13 protein-coding genes and 2 pseudogenes are annotated in these 16,059 nt (G+C 65.1%); 9 read left to right on the forward strand and 6 right to left on the reverse strand.

Going from position 1 to position 16,059, the window contains the following annotated elements:
* Positions 1 to 363 precede the first annotated feature (363 nt).
* On the forward strand, positions 364 to 612 hold the full coding sequence (locus VMJ11_RS05790) for a DUF2964 family protein (protein WP_325617846.1): 249 nt from the start codon (positions 364 to 366) through the stop codon (positions 610 to 612).
* Positions 613 to 682: 70 nt separating this feature from the next.
* Here VMJ11_RS05790 and VMJ11_RS05795 read toward each other — a convergent pair whose 3' ends face one another.
* Positions 683 to 1,300 carry a hypothetical protein gene (locus VMJ11_RS05795; protein WP_325617848.1) on the reverse strand — a complete coding sequence of 206 codons (618 nt, stop codon included), beginning with the start codon at positions 1,298 to 1,300 and terminating at the stop codon, positions 683 to 685.
* Positions 1,301 to 1,375: 75 nt separating this feature from the next.
* On the reverse strand, positions 1,376 to 1,780 hold the full coding sequence (locus VMJ11_RS05800; RefSeq protein ID WP_325617852.1) for a hypothetical protein: 405 nt from the start codon (positions 1,778 to 1,780) through the stop codon (positions 1,376 to 1,378).
* Between the two features lie 805 nt (positions 1,781 to 2,585).
* On the opposite strand from VMJ11_RS05800, the gene VMJ11_RS05805 reads away from it, so the two are divergent.
* Positions 2,586 to 2,990, forward strand: coding sequence for a helix-turn-helix domain-containing protein (locus tag VMJ11_RS05805; protein WP_325617854.1), 405 nt, complete (start codon positions 2,586 to 2,588; stop codon positions 2,988 to 2,990).
* A 49-nt stretch (positions 2,991 to 3,039) separates the two neighbouring features.
* On the opposite strand, the gene VMJ11_RS05810 is transcribed toward VMJ11_RS05805, so the two are convergent.
* Positions 3,040 to 4,659, reverse strand: a complete 1,620-nt coding sequence (locus tag VMJ11_RS05810) for a diguanylate cyclase (protein WP_325617856.1) — start codon at positions 4,657 to 4,659, stop codon at positions 3,040 to 3,042.
* A 212-nt stretch (positions 4,660 to 4,871) separates the two neighbouring features.
* Here VMJ11_RS05810 and VMJ11_RS05815 point away from each other — a divergent pair, with 212 nt between their 5' ends.
* Positions 4,872 to 6,461 (forward strand): inorganic phosphate transporter, encoded by a 1,590-nt coding sequence (locus tag VMJ11_RS05815; protein WP_325617858.1) that lies wholly within the window; start codon positions 4,872 to 4,874, stop codon positions 6,459 to 6,461.
* Between the two features lie 126 nt (positions 6,462 to 6,587).
* Here the strand turns inward: VMJ11_RS05815 and ppk2 are convergent, their stop codons facing one another.
* From ppk2 to VMJ11_RS05830, 3 genes and pseudogenes are all read right to left on the reverse strand, one after another.
* Entirely contained in the window at positions 6,588 to 7,523 is a 936-nt protein-coding gene (ppk2, locus tag VMJ11_RS05820) for a polyphosphate kinase 2 (protein ID WP_325617860.1), read from the reverse strand.
* A 153-nt stretch (positions 7,524 to 7,676) separates the two neighbouring features.
* Entirely contained in the window at positions 7,677 to 8,057 is a 381-nt protein-coding gene (locus VMJ11_RS05825) for a VOC family protein (RefSeq protein WP_325617862.1), read from the reverse strand.
* Positions 8,058 to 8,434: 377 nt separating this feature from the next.
* Positions 8,435 to 9,097 (reverse strand): annotated as a pseudogene (locus VMJ11_RS05830) (FadR/GntR family transcriptional regulator); the annotation flags it as partial.
* Positions 9,098 to 9,343: 246 nt separating this feature from the next.
* Between VMJ11_RS05830 and VMJ11_RS05835 the strand changes: the two are divergent.
* The 6 genes and pseudogenes from VMJ11_RS05835 to VMJ11_RS05860 form a co-directional block, all read left to right on the forward strand.
* Entirely contained in the window at positions 9,344 to 10,171 is an 828-nt protein-coding gene (locus tag VMJ11_RS05835) for a (Fe-S)-binding protein (RefSeq protein WP_325617864.1), read from the forward strand.
* 2 nt (positions 10,172 to 10,173) lie between these two features.
* Positions 10,174 to 10,899: a LutC/YkgG family protein gene (locus tag VMJ11_RS05840; protein ID WP_325617874.1), complete on the forward strand. Its 726-nt coding sequence runs from the start codon at positions 10,174 to 10,176 to the stop codon at positions 10,897 to 10,899.
* A complete protein-coding gene (locus VMJ11_RS05845; RefSeq protein ID WP_325617866.1) occupies positions 10,896 to 12,374 on the forward strand; it encodes a LutB/LldF family L-lactate oxidation iron-sulfur protein in 1,479 nt (492 codons plus the stop codon). The genes VMJ11_RS05840 and VMJ11_RS05845 overlap by 4 nt, the downstream gene beginning before the upstream one ends.
* 91 nt (positions 12,375 to 12,465) lie before the next feature.
* On the forward strand, positions 12,466 to 14,184 hold the full coding sequence (locus VMJ11_RS05850) for a lactate permease LctP family transporter (RefSeq protein ID WP_325617868.1): 1,719 nt from the start codon (positions 12,466 to 12,468) through the stop codon (positions 14,182 to 14,184).
* Positions 14,185 to 14,398: 214 nt separating this feature from the next.
* Positions 14,399 to 15,178: a DUF3304 domain-containing protein gene (locus tag VMJ11_RS05855; RefSeq protein WP_325617870.1), complete on the forward strand. Its 780-nt coding sequence runs from the start codon at positions 14,399 to 14,401 to the stop codon at positions 15,176 to 15,178.
* 246 nt (positions 15,179 to 15,424) lie between these two features.
* Positions 15,425 to 16,059, forward strand: a pseudogene (locus VMJ11_RS05860) (DUF2235 domain-containing protein); the annotation flags it as partial.

Genomic DNA, 16,059 nt, shown 5'->3' on the forward strand with positions numbered 1-16,059 from the left:
TGGCAGCAAGCGCGAAACGGCGGCACGGCTCCGGCAGCGGCCGCTGCCTTCGCGCGTTGGTAATCGTGCGTTCTGCGGCAGGAAGTCGCGGGCAAAAAAAAGCCGCCGATGGAATCGGCGGCCAACAGGGGACGTGAAGAACAACCGCGAATCGAACGATCAAATCGACCCGACCCCACGATCATGGCGACGCAATATTAAGACAAACTTAAAAAGCGCAAAAAACGCCGGGATGTTCCCGGCGCGGCGGCACGCAGGCAAGTGGAAAAGCGCGCAACGGCGCGCTCGCTATAATGATTTAAGCCGGACGCGCGCAATATCGCGCCCGCGCGACCGCCCGCTACCCAACCTGGAAGAGCCGCCATGTTCTTCGATCGACTGCATCGGTTTATGGAAGGCGCAGGTCCCGAGCGGCGCCATCGCGTGTGGAGCAAGCTGCGCATTCTCGTCGCCGCCATCGGCACGCTCGGTTCCGCCACTGGCATCACCATCGCGGTGCTCGGCCTGATTCAGTTCGACAAGCAGAAAGTGATCGCCGGCGTCATCGTCATCATCGTCTGCACGGCGGTGTACGTCTCGATCCTCGTGCGCGACCACGATCGCGTCGATTAGCCGGGTCGGGCGCCGGCGCGGCAGCACGCCACGCGCAACGCCCCCCCAATGATGCTGCCTCCCACTTGCCTTACTGCACGGGCTGACCGTTGCGCGTCACCTCGACGGCCGTCGCGCTCACGTAGTCGGCGCGAATGCTGTCACCCACCTTGAGTGACTCGAGCGATATGTCCGCCGGCGCGGTCACCACCACCGTGTGACGCGGCCCGCGCAGCGTAACCTTGCGGTTCTTGCGGTCGATCTTCTGCACCGTCGCGACCACCTGCACGGAATGCGCGGCGACCGCTATGCCTCCGGAGGCGGGTTCGGTGGCGACCGTATCGACGCGCGAGCGTATGCCCCTCGTCGCCACCTTGTCGGCGCGCAGCAGCACCGCCTGCTTGTAGACGATGTTCACCTGATCGCCGGGCGCGAGCTTGCTCACGTTGGCCACGGCGGGGTCGACGTCGACCGTCACCTGATCGCCGCGTGCCCCGCGCAGCGTGACCGCATTGCTGGCCGCGTCGACACTCACCACCTTCGCCGTAGTCGCCAGCGCGCCGGCCTGCAGCATGGCGCCGCCCGGCGCGCTCGCTGGCGCAGCGTCCGATGCCGTTTGCGCACGCAGCGGCACATGCGGCGAAACCCCGAGGGCAAGGACGAGAACAGCGCCGAGCAACGGCGCGGACGAACGGTAGCGCAGGGCCATGGAGGAACTCCTTCTTCGGATCGTGGATGGCAGGACAACGAAAACGCGAGACGCGCGCGGCGCGGCCCGCGCGACTCAGGCGCCGTTCTCGCACGCGGCCTCGGCAACGCAGCGCCGATAGTGGGCATACACGCGCTCGCGCTCCTCGCTCGCGAGCTGACGCTTTTCGGCGAGGCGCAGCATGCGATGCCGGTCCGCGCCGAGCGTGGCGTAGTAGCGCTCGGCATGCAGCCGCCTGAAACGCACATAGAAGTCCGGGCCGGGCAGCCCCGAATCGGTTGCGAGCAACGACGCGTAGTCAGCCTCGCGCGGCTCGCACAACGCCGCCGCCGCCGCCTCGAGCTTCTCGTAGCGCTCGCGCAACGGCACGTCGCCCGCGAAGAGGGCATGAAACGCGCCATATGGCACGAGAGAGCGGCGGCTCGCCGCGCGCCGCAACAAGCGACTTACCTTTTCATCGATTTCGGTTTCAGTACTCATCCCCAGCGGCCAGAAAGCGGACCATCACCTTTGCCGCGCACCGTTTCCCGTGGCGCGCACGCGCGTGGCAGCCCTGCATGATTCAGGGAGAGCCGGCTCGCTGCGCGAGGCGCCGTGACGCGAATCCGGTTTTCTCCATTCGTTACATTCAAATCCAATCCGCATTCGAATCGATTGCGAATGTTTGCGAAAAACATTCTGCACAAAAAAATCAATTCGCTCCCTGAAATTGCCCAGCACTTACCTTAGCCCGGCGGCGACGATTTGCACCAGCATCGCCAAAAAAAGTTAGCTAACGTTCAAAAACCCGGCCACCGATATCTGATACGCATTACGCGAGATCGCACGCCGCGCGGCCGAATGGCACGAGCGATTACTCATACGAATTAATGAGTGGTTTGTTTTTCTGTAAATGAGCAAAAAATCAGGCTATCAGACGGCGATGACGAAACGATTGCATGGCAAGTCAACGCGAAATGACGGCGCCCATTGTTGAGCAATCCGGACCGGTTGTTTTTTCCCATTAGTTCAGGATTATCCACAAGTCAAGCAGACTATTTTTCCGCTAGCTATACACAATCCCTACGAAAACAATTATTAATATCCGCTGCGGAACACCGAGGCGTTTCGCAGCACGCGTCCTTTACCGGGCGTCGATTTCGCCGTCCGTCATGGCTTTCGCGTCGTCGCATCGACCCGGGGCGCGACCATGGCAAGCGAGAAGACCCGCATGCAGGAAGAGGGTTACAGGAGCGGCACATCCGCAATGCCGCATGACCGGAATCTTTCGTCGACGAGTGAACACATGCTTACCCGAACCGAGAACCTGCCGAGCGTCGCGAGAAGAATGGCCGCCGGCCAGATGCTGATCGAAGGCGCGACGGTGAATACCGTTGCCGACTCTCTCCACCTTTCCGCCCAGACGGTGCGACGCTACAAAACGATCGTCGAGGACGGCGGCCTCGCCGCGCTCAAGCAGATGAGCGTGGGCGGTCGGCCCTCCGTGCTCGATCAGGCCGCGCTAGGCTGGATTGCGAGCGCCCTGCACGGTTCAGCGCGAGACCACGGGTTCCCGAGCGACGCGTGGACCAACAGCCGCGTGCGCGAGCTGATCGGCCGCCAGTTCGGCGTGCACTATTCGCGCGTCTATACCTGGCAGATCGTCTCGAATCTCGGTCTCGGCCACCGGCTGTCGAAATCGGCGCGCTGACCGGCACGCCCTGGCACCGCGCGCTCGCGTAAGCGGACGCGCTGCAGGTTCAGCTTGCGGGCGCATCGCGGCCTCGGGTTCCCGTCTCGGCACCCACCACCGAATGCGTCCCCTCGCCCGTCCATTGCTGCGCCCGGACCTGATTGCGGCCCGCTTCCTTCGCCTCGTAAAGCAGGCGATCGGCGGCGGCCAGCAGCCTCGCGCCGCTTTCGCCCACCGGCGGGTCGCAGCTCGCGCACCCGGCGCTCACTGTCACGCACCCCTGCTGCGTTCCGCTCAGCGCGAGATTGTCCGACTCGATGCGCTTGCGGATCTTCTCCGCAATGCGCGTCGCGGCGTCGAGCGTCGAGCCGGGGAGCACGAGCGCGAACTCCTCGCCGCCGTAGCGCGCGGCGAGATCCGTTGCGCGCCTCGATCCCGAGGCGATGCGCCCGGCGACGAACGCGAGCACCTCGTCGCCGGCAGCGTGCCCATAGGTGTCGTTGAAGAGCTTGAAGTGGTCGATGTCGAAGAACAGCACGGAAAGCGGCGTGCGCGCACGCATCGCGTGCTGCCATTCCTCCACGAGGCGCCTGTCTAGCGCGCGGCGGTTCGCGAGGCCCGTGAGCGGGTCGGTCACGGCAAGACGCAGCAATTCGCCCTCGGCCAACACCTTGTCGCGCAGCGCGAACGCAAGCGCCCATGAAACGAGGACCCACGCGCCGCCGAACACGGTCGTCATCACGAGCGCGAAATCGCTGCGGCGACGCCAGCCGGCGAGCACGCTCTCCACGGCGGGCGCCACGACGATGATGAGCGGCGCGTTGCCCACGTGCGCGAAGGTGTAGATGCGCTCCACGCCATCGAGGCTCGAACGGGCCGTATAGGTGCCCGCATCGCGGCGGGAAAATTTCGCGAAATTCTGCGAACTCGAATAGCTCGTGCCGGCGCTGCCCAGCGCTGGCGGCTTGCTCGCGAGCATCGTGCCGCCCTGCATCAGGATGAACAGGTGGCTGCCCCGCCCGAGGTCGACGCGATCCAGAAGCTGCTGAAAATAGTGGACCCGCACGCCGAGCAGCGCGACGCCCGCGAACGAGCCATCGGGCGCGTCGATGCGGCGCGTGAGGCCGATGCTGGGCACGCTGCCGCGCAGGCGCGAGCGGTACGGCCTCGAAAAAATGAGGCCCGCATGCGGGTCGCCGCGTTGAGCGATGAAGTAATCGCGGTCGGCCAACGAGACGCCCTCCGCCGCGGCCGCGGCGGCGGCGCTCAGGGACGCTTTCACATAACCCGATGCGTCGATCACGTAGACGCCGCCGATGTTCGATGCCGCCGTCGCACGGTCGAACAGCACACGCTGGCGCAGCGCCGGGGGCAAGCTCCAGGTCTGCGGTTGCTCGGCCGCCGTGACCACGGCCTGAAGCGACAGGTCGTAAATCTCGACGTTGCGCGCAATGTCGTTGCCGATGAGCTGCACGAGGTTGCGCGAATTCTCGGCCGCATGGCGCAATTCTTCGGCGCGGCCCTCGTAGAGCGCAACATAGGTCAGGACTGCCATCAAAGTCGCGATGAGCGTGCCGGCTATCCCCACGAAGAACGGATAATTGCCGATCAGGCGTATTGCCCTCTTCGCCCGCACGATGAGCCAACGGCGCACCCGAAGACGCACCGAAAGAACCCGTTTTGGCATCTGCGCAAACCTCCGTCGGTCGGCGGCCCGCTTCGCGGACCGTCGTCATCTCCAGTCGTCGTAAATCAGCGCTTACTTCTCGCCCTGCTTGTACGCGATGGCTTATTTCTGGTGCATGGCTGCCACAAATCCGTCATCAAAACGACACCTGCCCGGTTCAGGATCGGAAGCGAAACCTTTGTCGCCCCTCCACCCCCGGGAGTCCGCCTGCCATGCCAGATCTTTCCCTGTCACCGCAACCGGGCGCCGCCCCCGCGCGCGGGCGCAATGTGAGCCTGCTCGCGTTCCTCATCGTCATCGCCGCCGGTGCCGTGTATGTGGGGATGCATCTCGCCGACGATCTCTCGGCCGTGCGCCAGAGCTCCGCGCTTCCCTGGATCCTGCTCGGGGTCGCGCTGCTCATCGCGCTAGGCTTCGAATTCGTCAACGGCTTTCACGATACCGCGAATGCGGTCGCGACCGTGATCTACACGCACTCGCTTTCGCCCAATGTCGCGGTGATGTGGTCGGGCGCATGGAACTTCCTCGGCGTGCTCACGTCCACCGGCGCGGTGGCCTTCGGCATCCTGCAACTGCTGCCCGTCGAACTGATCCTGCAAGTGGGCAGCACCGCCGGCTTCGCGATGGTGTTCGCTCTGCTCATTGCCGCGATCATCTGGAATCTGGGCACGTGGTACTTCGGCCTGCCTTCGTCGAGCTCGCATACGCTGATCGGCTCGATCATCGGCGTGGGCCTCATGAACCAGCTGATGCACGGCGCCAACGGCACGAGCGGCGTGGACTGGAGCCAGGCGCTCGGCGTGGGCAAGTCGCTGCTCTTTTCGCCGATCGTCGGCTTCCTGCTGGCCGCCCTGCTGCTGCTGATCCTCAAGGCCGTGGTGCGCATCCCCGAACTCTATGCCGAGCCCAAGGGCAAAGAGCCGCCGCCGTTCGGGATCCGCTCGCTGCTGATCCTCACCTGCACGGGCGTCTCGTTCGCGCACGGCTCCAACGACGGCCAGAAAGGCATGGGCCTCATCATGCTGATCCTGATCGGCACGGTGCCGACCGCCTATGCGCTCAATCGTGCCGTGACGGCCGAGCAAACGCAGACCTTCGTCGCCGTCGCCCACGACGCCACGCGCGCGCTCGAGCGGTACACGAACGACGTGGCCGCGCCCGCCAACCCGCGCGCGGAAGTGGAGCGCTTCATCGGCACGCGCACGATTTCGGCCGCAACGGTGCCGGCGCTTGCCGCGCTTTCGGGCGTGGTGGCCGACCAGGTGAGCGCCTCGGGCTCGATGGCGGCGGTGCCGCAATCGATCGTCGACAACGTGCGCAACAACATGTACGTGGTTTCGGAAGCAATTCGCCTGATCGACAAGCAGAACGCGGTCGCCTTCTCAGCCGACGACGCCAGGTCCATCCACAACTTCCGCAGCCAGATCGATCACGCCACCAAGTTCATTCCGACGTGGGTGAAGGTGGCCGTGGCGATCGCGCTCGGCCTCGGCACGATGGTGGGCTGGAAGCGCATCGTGGTGACGGTGGGCGAGCGCATCGGCAAGCAGCACCTGAGCTACGGCCAGGGAGGCTGCGCCGAGGTCGTGGCAATGGCGACCATCGGCATGGCGGACGTGTATGGCCTGCCGGTCTCGACGACGCACGTGCTCTCCTCCGGCGTGGCGGGCACGATGGCCGCCAATGGCTCGGGCCTGCAATGGAACACGGTGCGCAGCCTCGTGATGGCGTGGGTGCTCACGCTGCCCGCTTCGATCGTGCTGGCGGGCCTGCTCTACTGGGTGTTCCGGCACGTGTTCTGATTGCGCGTGGGCCAGGCCGGCCGTGCCTGCCAAAAAAGCAACGACGGACAGCACGAAAAAAAGCCGCGCTTCCCGGTTATCGGGGAACGCGGCTTTTTACTGGATCCGGCGCAACGCGCCCACGCCTCAATACATTTCCGGCACGAACATGTCCTGCGGCACCGGCTGGCGAATGTAGTCGGGATGATGCACGCGCGCCGGCAGCGTGACTTGCGGGTGCTCGATCTCGTGATACGGCACCTGGCTCAGCAGATGGTGGATGCAGTTCAAGCGCGCGCGCTTCTTGTCCACGCCCTGCACGACCCACCACGGCGCCTCAGGAATGTGCGAGCGCTGCAGCATCACTTCCTTCACGTGCGTGTAGGCCTCCCAGCGGCGGCGGCTTTCGAGGTCCATCGGCGAGAGCTTCCACTGCTTGAGCGGATCTTCGATGCGGCTCTGGAAGCGGACTTCCTGCTCGTCGTCCGTGATCGAGAACCAGTACTTGATGATCTGGATGCCGCTCCTCACGAGCATCTTTTCGAACTCGGGCACCGAGCGGAAAAATTCTTCGTATTCCTCGTCGGTGCAGAAGTTCATCACGCGCTCGACGCCCGCGCGGTTGTACCAGCTGCGATCGAACAGCACCATCTCGCCGCCGGCCGGCAGATGCTGCACGTAGCGCTGGAAATACCATTGCGTGCGCTCGCGGTTGTTCGGCGCGGGCAGCGCGGCCACGCGACACATGCGCGGGTTCAGGCGCTGCGTGATGCGCTTGATGACACCGCCCTTGCCGGCAGCATCGCGCCCTTCGAAGATCACGACGAGCCGGTGCCCCGTGCTCACGACCCAGTCCTGCATCTTCACGAGCTCGCCCTGCAAACGGATCAGCTCGCGGAAATAGACGCGGCGCAGCGCGCGCGACTCGTCGCTGATTTCCAGCCCGCTTTCCTGCAAGCGGTCGTCGACCTCCATTTCGAGCTCTTCGTCATAGGCGTCGATGAGCTCTTCGTCCAGTCGCCGGCGGCGATACTGTTCGGCGTCCCGCAGTTCGGCTTCCGGTGCGCGGTCGATTTCATTCATGGCGACTCTCTCCTTGTTCGACAAGCTGGCAACTCGCGTCACGCCGGCTTCTGCCTCGCTCAGGCCGACGCGGCCTCGCGCCACTATCGGCGCGGCGAGTGTCACGAATATTTCAAATGCATTGACGCACGACCACGGGCCGCGCGCGGCGGCTCACGCAAGCGGCTTCGCGAAGCTCAGCTCGTGGCCGTCCGGGTCGACGAGATGGAAGTAACGCTCGCCCCAGGGGGCGTCGCGCGGCGCGAATTCGGGGTTCGCCCCGGCCGCGAGTGCGTGGGCGTAGAACGCGTCCACGTCGGCGACATGGAGAATTACGCGCCCCCAGCCGCCCACGGCGCCATGCGGGCCCTCCAGCAGGTTCAGATAGCAGACGCCCGTCGCGCCGCCCAGTTCGAACGAGGCGAAGCCCGGCACCGCCGGCCCCGGCCTCCGCACGAAGCCTAACGCCTCATAGAAAGGCACCGAACGCGCGACGTCGCTGACGGTCAGCGTCACGGCACTCAACGATACGATCTGTGCGGCGTGCTCGTTCATCGCCCCCTCTCGCTGTTCTGCACTCCGTTATCTCCCATCGACCGATCCAACCGACTTTAGCAGCGTTCGGCCGCACCGGGCGGGACGCTGCCGCAACGTCGCGTTTCTCCTCGGCAAAGAACGCGGCGCGCTCAAGCTTCGCGTGCCTGCGGACGGCGCCTGACGCGTGCCGCGCCCACGCTCCCGGCCGGCGTTGCCGCGCGCCCGGTGGTGCGCTTGTCCGTGCCCGCATTGCGGGCCCGCTTGGCGCTTTTCCCTGGCTTGGCGGATTGGAACGCCGACGCGCCAGCCGCACCACCGTTCGTGCTCGGGCTCGAACCGTTGGCCCCGGCCCACGCCGCGCCATCACCGGTTGGACCACTTTCCGGCCAACCGATCTCCTCGCCTACCCGCGTGCGCACGAAGTCGATGTGCGTCTGCATCGCCGTGCGCGCCTCCTCCGGACGCCGCGCGACGATCGCTTCGCACAGCGTTCGGTGCTGCTGCAGCAAGAGGCCCGGGGCGTCTTCGTTCTGCACGCGCAGCCCCGTCCCGTTGATCGTGATGTGCTCGCGCAGCACACCCAGCACGCTCGTGTGCAGATGCAGAAACATCGCGTTATGCGAGGCCTGCGCGATCACCTCGTGCAGCTTCGCATCGGCGTCGGCCTCCGCGGCCTTGTCGTCCGCTTCCCGCGTGCGCTCCAGTTCCTGCATCAGCGCGCGAATGCGCGCGAGGTCCTCGTCGCTCGCGCGCAGCGCTGCGAAATACGCGGTCGCGCCTTCCAGCACGCGGCGAAACTCGAGGATATCGTCGCGCAACGCCGGATGATCGGCCACGAGCTGGCCCCACGGCGAGACGAAACCGGTGCGCAACTGGTCGGTCACGAACACGCCCGCGCCGCGCCGGCTCTGCACGAGGCCGCGCGCGGCGAGCCGCTGGATCGCCTCACGCACCGTATTTCGCGCGACTTCGTATTCGAGCGCGAGCACGCGCTCGGAAGGCAGCTTCGTGCCCGCGCGCCAGGTGCCGTCGAGCAGCGAGGTCTCCATCTGCCGCATCACGGTTTCCACGCGTCCGCGCGTGGCCGCCCTGTCCCTCATTGCCATCCCCGAATCCCGTTCTCGCTTGCCACGCGTGGTCCAACCAGTTTGAACCGCTTGCCCGAAGCGGGAATTATGCGCTCAAACCACCGCTCGTCCCTACGCACGGCTCCTGCCCGGCCACCCTGGCCCGCGGGGACGGGCCGCCTCGATGGGCGCACGGCACGACGACGCACGACAGCGCGCAACGAAACAAAGCGAGACATGAAGCCACGCCAATACCCCACAGCGGCCCAGCAACGCCCCACGGACGTCTATCTGTTCGCCACCTGCCTCGTCGACCTGTTCGTGCCGCAAGCGGGCCTCGACGCGGTGAAGCTGCTCGAACGCGAAGGGCTCACGGTGCATTTCCCGCGCAGCCAGAGCTGCTGCGGCCAGCCGGCCTACAGCAGCGGCAACCCGCGCCAGGCGCGCGAGGTGGCGCACGCCCAGCTCGGCCTCTTCGATAAGCCTTGGCCCGTGATCGTGCCCTCGGGCTCGTGTGCGGGCATGATGCGCCACCACTGGCCCACCCTGTTCGACGGCGACGACGCCAATGCCGCGCGCGCGCTCGAACTCTCGGGCCGCGTCTACGAGCTCACCGAATTCCTCGTGCGCGTGCTGAACGTGGATTTCGGCGCTTATTGCAGCAGCAGTGCTGCGGGCGCGACAGGCGAGCCGGCTGCGGGCAGGCAGCCCGATGAGCGCGTGGTGCTGCACACTTCGTGCGGCGCGCGGCGCGAGATGGGCACGCGCGTGCACGGTGTCGAAGCCGTGGACGCGCTGCCGGGCGTCACGCGCGTCGAGCACGAGCGCGAATCTGAATGCTGCGGCTTCGGCGGCACGTTTTCGCTCAAGCACCCCGATATCTCCGGCGCGATGGTCGCCGACAAGATCGCCTCCGCCTGCGCGACGGGCTGCGAGCGCCTCGTTTCCGCCGACTGCGGATGCCTGCTCAACATCGGCCACGCAGCCGCGCATCGCGGCGCACCGCTCGCCGTGGAGCACCTCGCCTCGTTCCTGTGGCGCCGCACCGGCGGGGAGGCCGCATGAGCATCGATACGATGAGCGCCCGCGCCCGCATGCTCGGGCGACTGCGCGGCGCGCACACGAGTCCCGCGACATCGGTCGAAGCGCTCGACGCGCGCATCGACGCGCATTTCAAGGCACGCCGGTCCCACGCGCCGCTTGCGCTGGATGAGCGCATCGCGCAGTTCGAGCGCATGCTCGAAGCCGCCCACGCGCAGGTACTGCGCGCAACCACCTCGACATGGGCCGCCGATCTCGCGCAGCGCCTCGAAGCGGCCGGCGTGCGGCGCCTGCTGCTCGACACCGCGTGTGCCGAGGGCAAAGCGCTCACGGCCGCGCTTGCGGCCGCCGTGCAGACACGTGACTATGCGCAGCCCATCGAGCAATGGAAGGCCGAACTCTTCGACACGATCGACGCGGGCTTCACGGTTGCGCGTTCGGGTCTCGCGGCGACGGGCACGCTCGTAGTCGCGCCCGACGCGAACGCCCCGCGCACGGTGTCGCTCGTGCCGCCGCTGCACGTCGCGCTCGTCTACGCGCACACGCTGCACGCCGACCTGCACGCCGCCGTGGCGGCGGAGCGCTGGTACGAAGGCATGCCCACGAATCTCGTCATGATCTCGGGTCCTTCGAAAACATCGGACATTCAGCAGACCACCGCTTACGGCGCGCACGGCCCGCGCGCGTTGTGGGTCGTCGTCGTGACCGACGGCGATGACGAAACGGCAGCACAGCACGGAGTCATTCGATGAGCACCACGAATCAAATACCCCACGCAAAGGGCGCTGAAAACCCACTCCATTTCGTCCCGACCGCCGAATTCCGCCAGCGCGCACGCACGGCGCTGGACGACCCGCAATTGCGCAAGAGCTTTCGTGGCGCGATGGACTTCCTGCAAGGCAAGCGAGCGATGCAGTTCCCCGACGCCGACGAGCTCGAAGCCCTGCGCGACCTCGGCGAGGCGGTGCGCCAGCACGCGCTTGCGCGCCTGCCCGAGTTGCTGGAGCAACTGGAGGCGAAGCTGCGCGCGAACGGCATTCACGTGCACTGGGCCGAAACCGCCGACGAGGCAAACCGCATCGTGCACGGCATCGCACAGCGGCACGCGGCTACGCGCGTCATCAAAGGCAAGTCGATGGCGAGCGAGGAAATCGAGCTCAACCATTACCTCGCGCAGCGCGGCATCGACTGCATCGAGTCGGACATGGGCGAATACATCGTCCAGCTCGCGGGCGAAAAGCCCTCGCACATCGTGATGCCTGCCATCCACAAGACGAAGGGCGACATCGCGCATCTGTTCGAAGAATACATTCCCGACACGCCCTATACCGAAGACGTGGACGCGCTCATCCAGACCGGCCGCCGCGCGTTGCGCCACGCCTTCGTGGACGCGCAGATCGGCCTCTCGGGCGTGAACTTCGCCGCCGCGGATACGGGCACACTGTGGCTCGTGGAAAACGAGGGCAACGGCCGCCTCTCGACCACGGTGCCCGACGTGCATATCGCGATCATGGGCATGGAGAAGGTGGTGGCGAAGCTCGAACACATCGTGCCGCTTTCGAGCCTGCTCACGCGTTCGGCCACCGGGCAGCCCATCACGACATATTTCAACCTGATCAGCAGCCCGCGCCGCGAAGGCGAGAAAGACGGCCCGCGCGAAGTGCACCTCGTGCTGCTCGACAACGGCCGCAGCCAGGCCTACGCGGACGAACAACTGCGCGCCACGCTGCAATGCATCCGCTGCGGCGCCTGCATGAACCACTGCCCCGTGTACACGCGCATCGGCGGACACGCCTATGGCACGACCTACCCGGGGCCCATCGGCAAGATCATCTCGCCGCACCTGCTCGGTCTCGAAGCGACCGCCGATCTGCCCACGGCCTCGAGCCTGTGCGGCGCATGCGGCGAAGTCTGCCCAGTGCGTATTCCGATTCCGCAACTGCTCGTGCGCCTGCGCACCGAAGCGAACCGGGCTCCCGACGAAAGCGTCGCGCAGCCGCTGCGCGGCCAGGGCGCGAATCACAGCAAGAGCGAGCAGTTCGTCTGGCGTTTCTGGAGCGGCGCATTCGCGCATCCGCGTGCGTACCGCGCGCTGCGCTGGGCCGTCACGCGGCTGCGGGGTCTCACGCCCTCGCAGCAAATGGGCTGGACACAGCATCGCACCCCGCTCAAGCCCGCGCCGCGCAGCCTGCACGACCTGCTGCGCGAACGCAATCAACCGCAATAGCAAGCATTTCATCAGGCATACGAAATAAATCTCAAAGCATACCTGATGATCTCGCTTGACATTTTTATCCGCATCTTCGGAGGAGACCGTTGTGCAACCCTGGCATCAGATCTATACCCCGCTCGGCAGTCTGTGGCTATCCGCGCTCGTGGCCGCCGTCCCCATCCTGTTCTTCTTCGTCGCGCTCGCCGGCCTGCGCATGAAGGGCCATGTAGCCGCCGCGATCACGCTGCTGCTCGCACTCGCCGTGGCGATCTTCGAGTACGGCATGCCCATGCGCCAGGCGCTCGTTTCAGCGGGCTTCGGCTTCGCCTACGGCATCTGGCCGATCGCGTGGATCATCGTTACCGCTGTGTTCCTCTACAAGATCGTCGTGAAGACAGGGCAGTTCGAAATCATTCGCGCTTCCGTCCTCTCCATCACCGACGACCAGCGCCTGCAATTGCTCCTGATCGGCTTCTCGTTCGGCGCGTTCCTCGAAGGTGCCGCGGGCTTCGGCGCACCAGTGGCGATCACCTCGGCACTGCTCGTCGGCCTCGGCTTCGAGCCGCTCTACGCCGCGGGCCTGTGCCTCATCGCCAACACGGCGCCGGTGGCATTCGGCGCGATGGGCATTCCCATCATCGTCGCGGGCCAGGTGACGGGCATCGATCCGTTCCTGATCGGCGCGATGGCGGGCCGCCAGTTGCCGCTGCTCTCGCTCTTCGTGCCGTTCTGGCTCGTGTTCATCATGGACGGCAAGCGCGGCCTGAAGGAAACGTGGCCCGCCGCGCTCGTGGCCGGCGGCAGCTTCGCTGTTACGCAGTACTTCACATCGAACCACATCGGACCCGAGCTGCCGGACATCACATCGGCGCTCGTGAGCCTCGTCGCGCTCGCCTCGTTCCTCAAGGTTTGGCAGCCGCGCCGCGCCGCGCAAGGCACGGGCGTGCAGATGAGCGGCGGCGCAGCAGCGCTCGGCGGCTTTGGCGGCGGTGGCCGTGACTTCGGCGCCTCGCGCATGGCGGCATCGGGCCGCAAGGCCTCGCCGTACAGCGTTGCGCAAACCGTGCGCGCGTGGTCGCCGTTCATTCTGCTCACCGCCATCGTGACTGTGTGGAGCATCAAGCCGTTCAAGGCGCTCTTCGCCGCGAAGGGGGCGCTTGCCGGCACCATCCTGAGCGTGCATGTGCCGGGCCTCGACCAGCTCGTCGTGCGCTCCGCGCCGATCGTCGCGAAGCCCGTGCCCTACGAGGCCGTGTTCAAGCTCGACTGGCTCTCGGCCGTAGGCACCGCGATCATGCTGACCGCGATCCTCTCTGCAATCCTGCTGCACATGAAGCCGCGCGCGGCTGTCGCCGCGTTCGTCGAAACGCTCGGCGAGCTGCGCCGCCCCGTGCTCTCCATCGGGCTCGTGCTCGCCTTCGCGTTCGTCGCCAACTACTCTGGCATGTCGTCGACGCTCGCCCTCGCGCTCGCCGGCACCGGCGCCGCGTTCCCGTTCTTCTCGCCGTTCCTCGGCTGGCTCGGCGTGTTCCTCACCGGCTCGGATACGTCATCGAACGCGCTGTTCTGCTCACTGCAGCACACCACGGCGCACCAGATCAACGTGTCGGATACGCTGCTCGTCGCGGCCAACACTTCGGGTGGCGTGAGCGGCAAGATGATCTCGCCGCAGTCGATCGCCGTGGCCTGCGCGGCAACAGGGCTCGTCGGCAAGGAGTCGGCGCTGTTTCGCTTCACCGTAAGGCACAGCCTGTTCTTTGCGGCAGTGGTGGGCGTCGTCACGCTGATCCAGGCTTACGTGCTCACAGGCATGATTCCGCAGTAACTGCGTAGTCGCGCTCGCGGTACGCCTGGTTCGAGGCCGCTGCCCCCTATTTGCGGGCAGCGGCCTTTTTTGCTGGGTGCGCTGTCTGGTCAAATGCGTATTGCGATTGCAAATGCGATGTTCCAACCTCTTTCGTCGTTAAATGCGGCGCTGGTCGAAAGTCCCAAAGACTCAATCAGTGCGTGGAAAGCGATTTCGCCTCACGCGACGCGGAATGGAGTCACGCAGCGGCGCATTGATCCCTCACAACATTGCCCGCAATTTTGTTCTTCTTCTGATTGCCTTTGGCCACAAGAACTCAGATTCTGACGAGTTCATTTGTCAAGTGCCACATGATCAATCAATGGCACTTCGATTGTCGACTCCAGGGATCAGAAATATGAATAAGAGAATGAGGCGTGCCTGCTTGGCCACCTTGGCCACAATAGCGCTGGCCACTCTCGTCGGCAGTGCCGGATGCACCGCTATTCAGGCGCAGTCAACCGTGCCCATCAATGTGCCGCCAAGGATCGAACTCCAGAGCGGCGACATCGACGCGATGAATTACTCCCCCGATCTAGTCGCCATGTTTGGCATCGAAGGTCCGGCAGGCAGCCGAATTGGCGGCGGCGGCGGCAACATCGAACAGATCAAGTCCAACGGCCACCCATCTACCAGTGGCGGAAGCTGCTGTACCCGACTACCTGCCGTGTGGCAGCCCGACCTGAAGCTGACCGTACGCTGGCTCGCGTACATGGATGAAGGCAACAAGGTGGTGAAGTCCTGGTACAAAGCCGAGAACGTACGTATCCCGAAGTATGACGGGCGAAGCGCGGGTACAACGTGGGTGGTATTCCTTCCCGACCACAGGGTACGCGTCATGGAACCGGACGGCATTGACCCGAACGGCGGCAATAACCCCGATATAAGACCGGCAGAGAACGATCCTTTCATCGCTCAGGGCGTACGCGACGAAGAATCTAATAAGCGCTATCTGGACGGGGGAAAGCAATGAGTCTTCAATGGCCGTAAGCGATGACCCTCGGCGGTCGTCTGTCGCAGAGCGACATTGCCCGGCAGTCGGGCCAGTGCCGCGTTATCGACCCGAGGAATTCGTGCCCACAGACCCTCAATATCACGCTGTTCTTCGACGGGACGAACAATAACGACGACCCCAATAATGACCAATGGCGCGACTCGCGGAAGAAAACACATACCAATGTCGCCCGATTGCGCAACGTTGCACTTAACGACATGGAAAATGGCAACTTCAGGCTGTACGCCCCGGGGCGTAGGCAGGCCCTTCCCGGATATCGGCGAGGAAGTCTACACACAGGACGGCAAGGCGCTGGCGAAGGGTTTCAACCAGCGTTGTGTCTGGGGCTATGCGCAAGTTCTCAACTCGGTCTACCACGCCATTACGCGAAGCACCTTCCGCGAACTGATTGCAAAGTCAGACCTGAAAACGTTTTGCAACAACGGCGCGCGCAACGATACAACGGCCATGAAAGCCGCCGTCCACCGACTGAGCGTCGCGCACAAGCAGGCCTTTGACGAGAGCCGCTATCCAAGCACCGTCCGCCAGGTCTGGATCAACGTCATTGGCTTCTCGCGGGGTGCGGCGGCGGCGCGTGCCTTCGTGAACCGCCTCGTCAACCATTGGGCACCGGGCGGCAGCCTCAGTGAAATGTCCGGCAAGTATGCAATTCCCTATCAGGTCAATTTCATGGGCCTGTTCGACACGGTGGCGTCTGTCGGGTTGCCCGACTCGACGCGTTCCGCCGTCAATCTCAACATGTTCGACGGCCATTCAGACTTTGCGCGGACGGCGGACTCGACATTCCCGACTCCGTCCGCTTCTGCTATCACGCTATTTCAATCCATGAACAGCGCATG

This window comes from Paraburkholderia sp. (genome assembly GCF_035501035.1).
Lineage (GTDB): Bacteria > Pseudomonadota > Gammaproteobacteria > Burkholderiales > Burkholderiaceae > Paraburkholderia.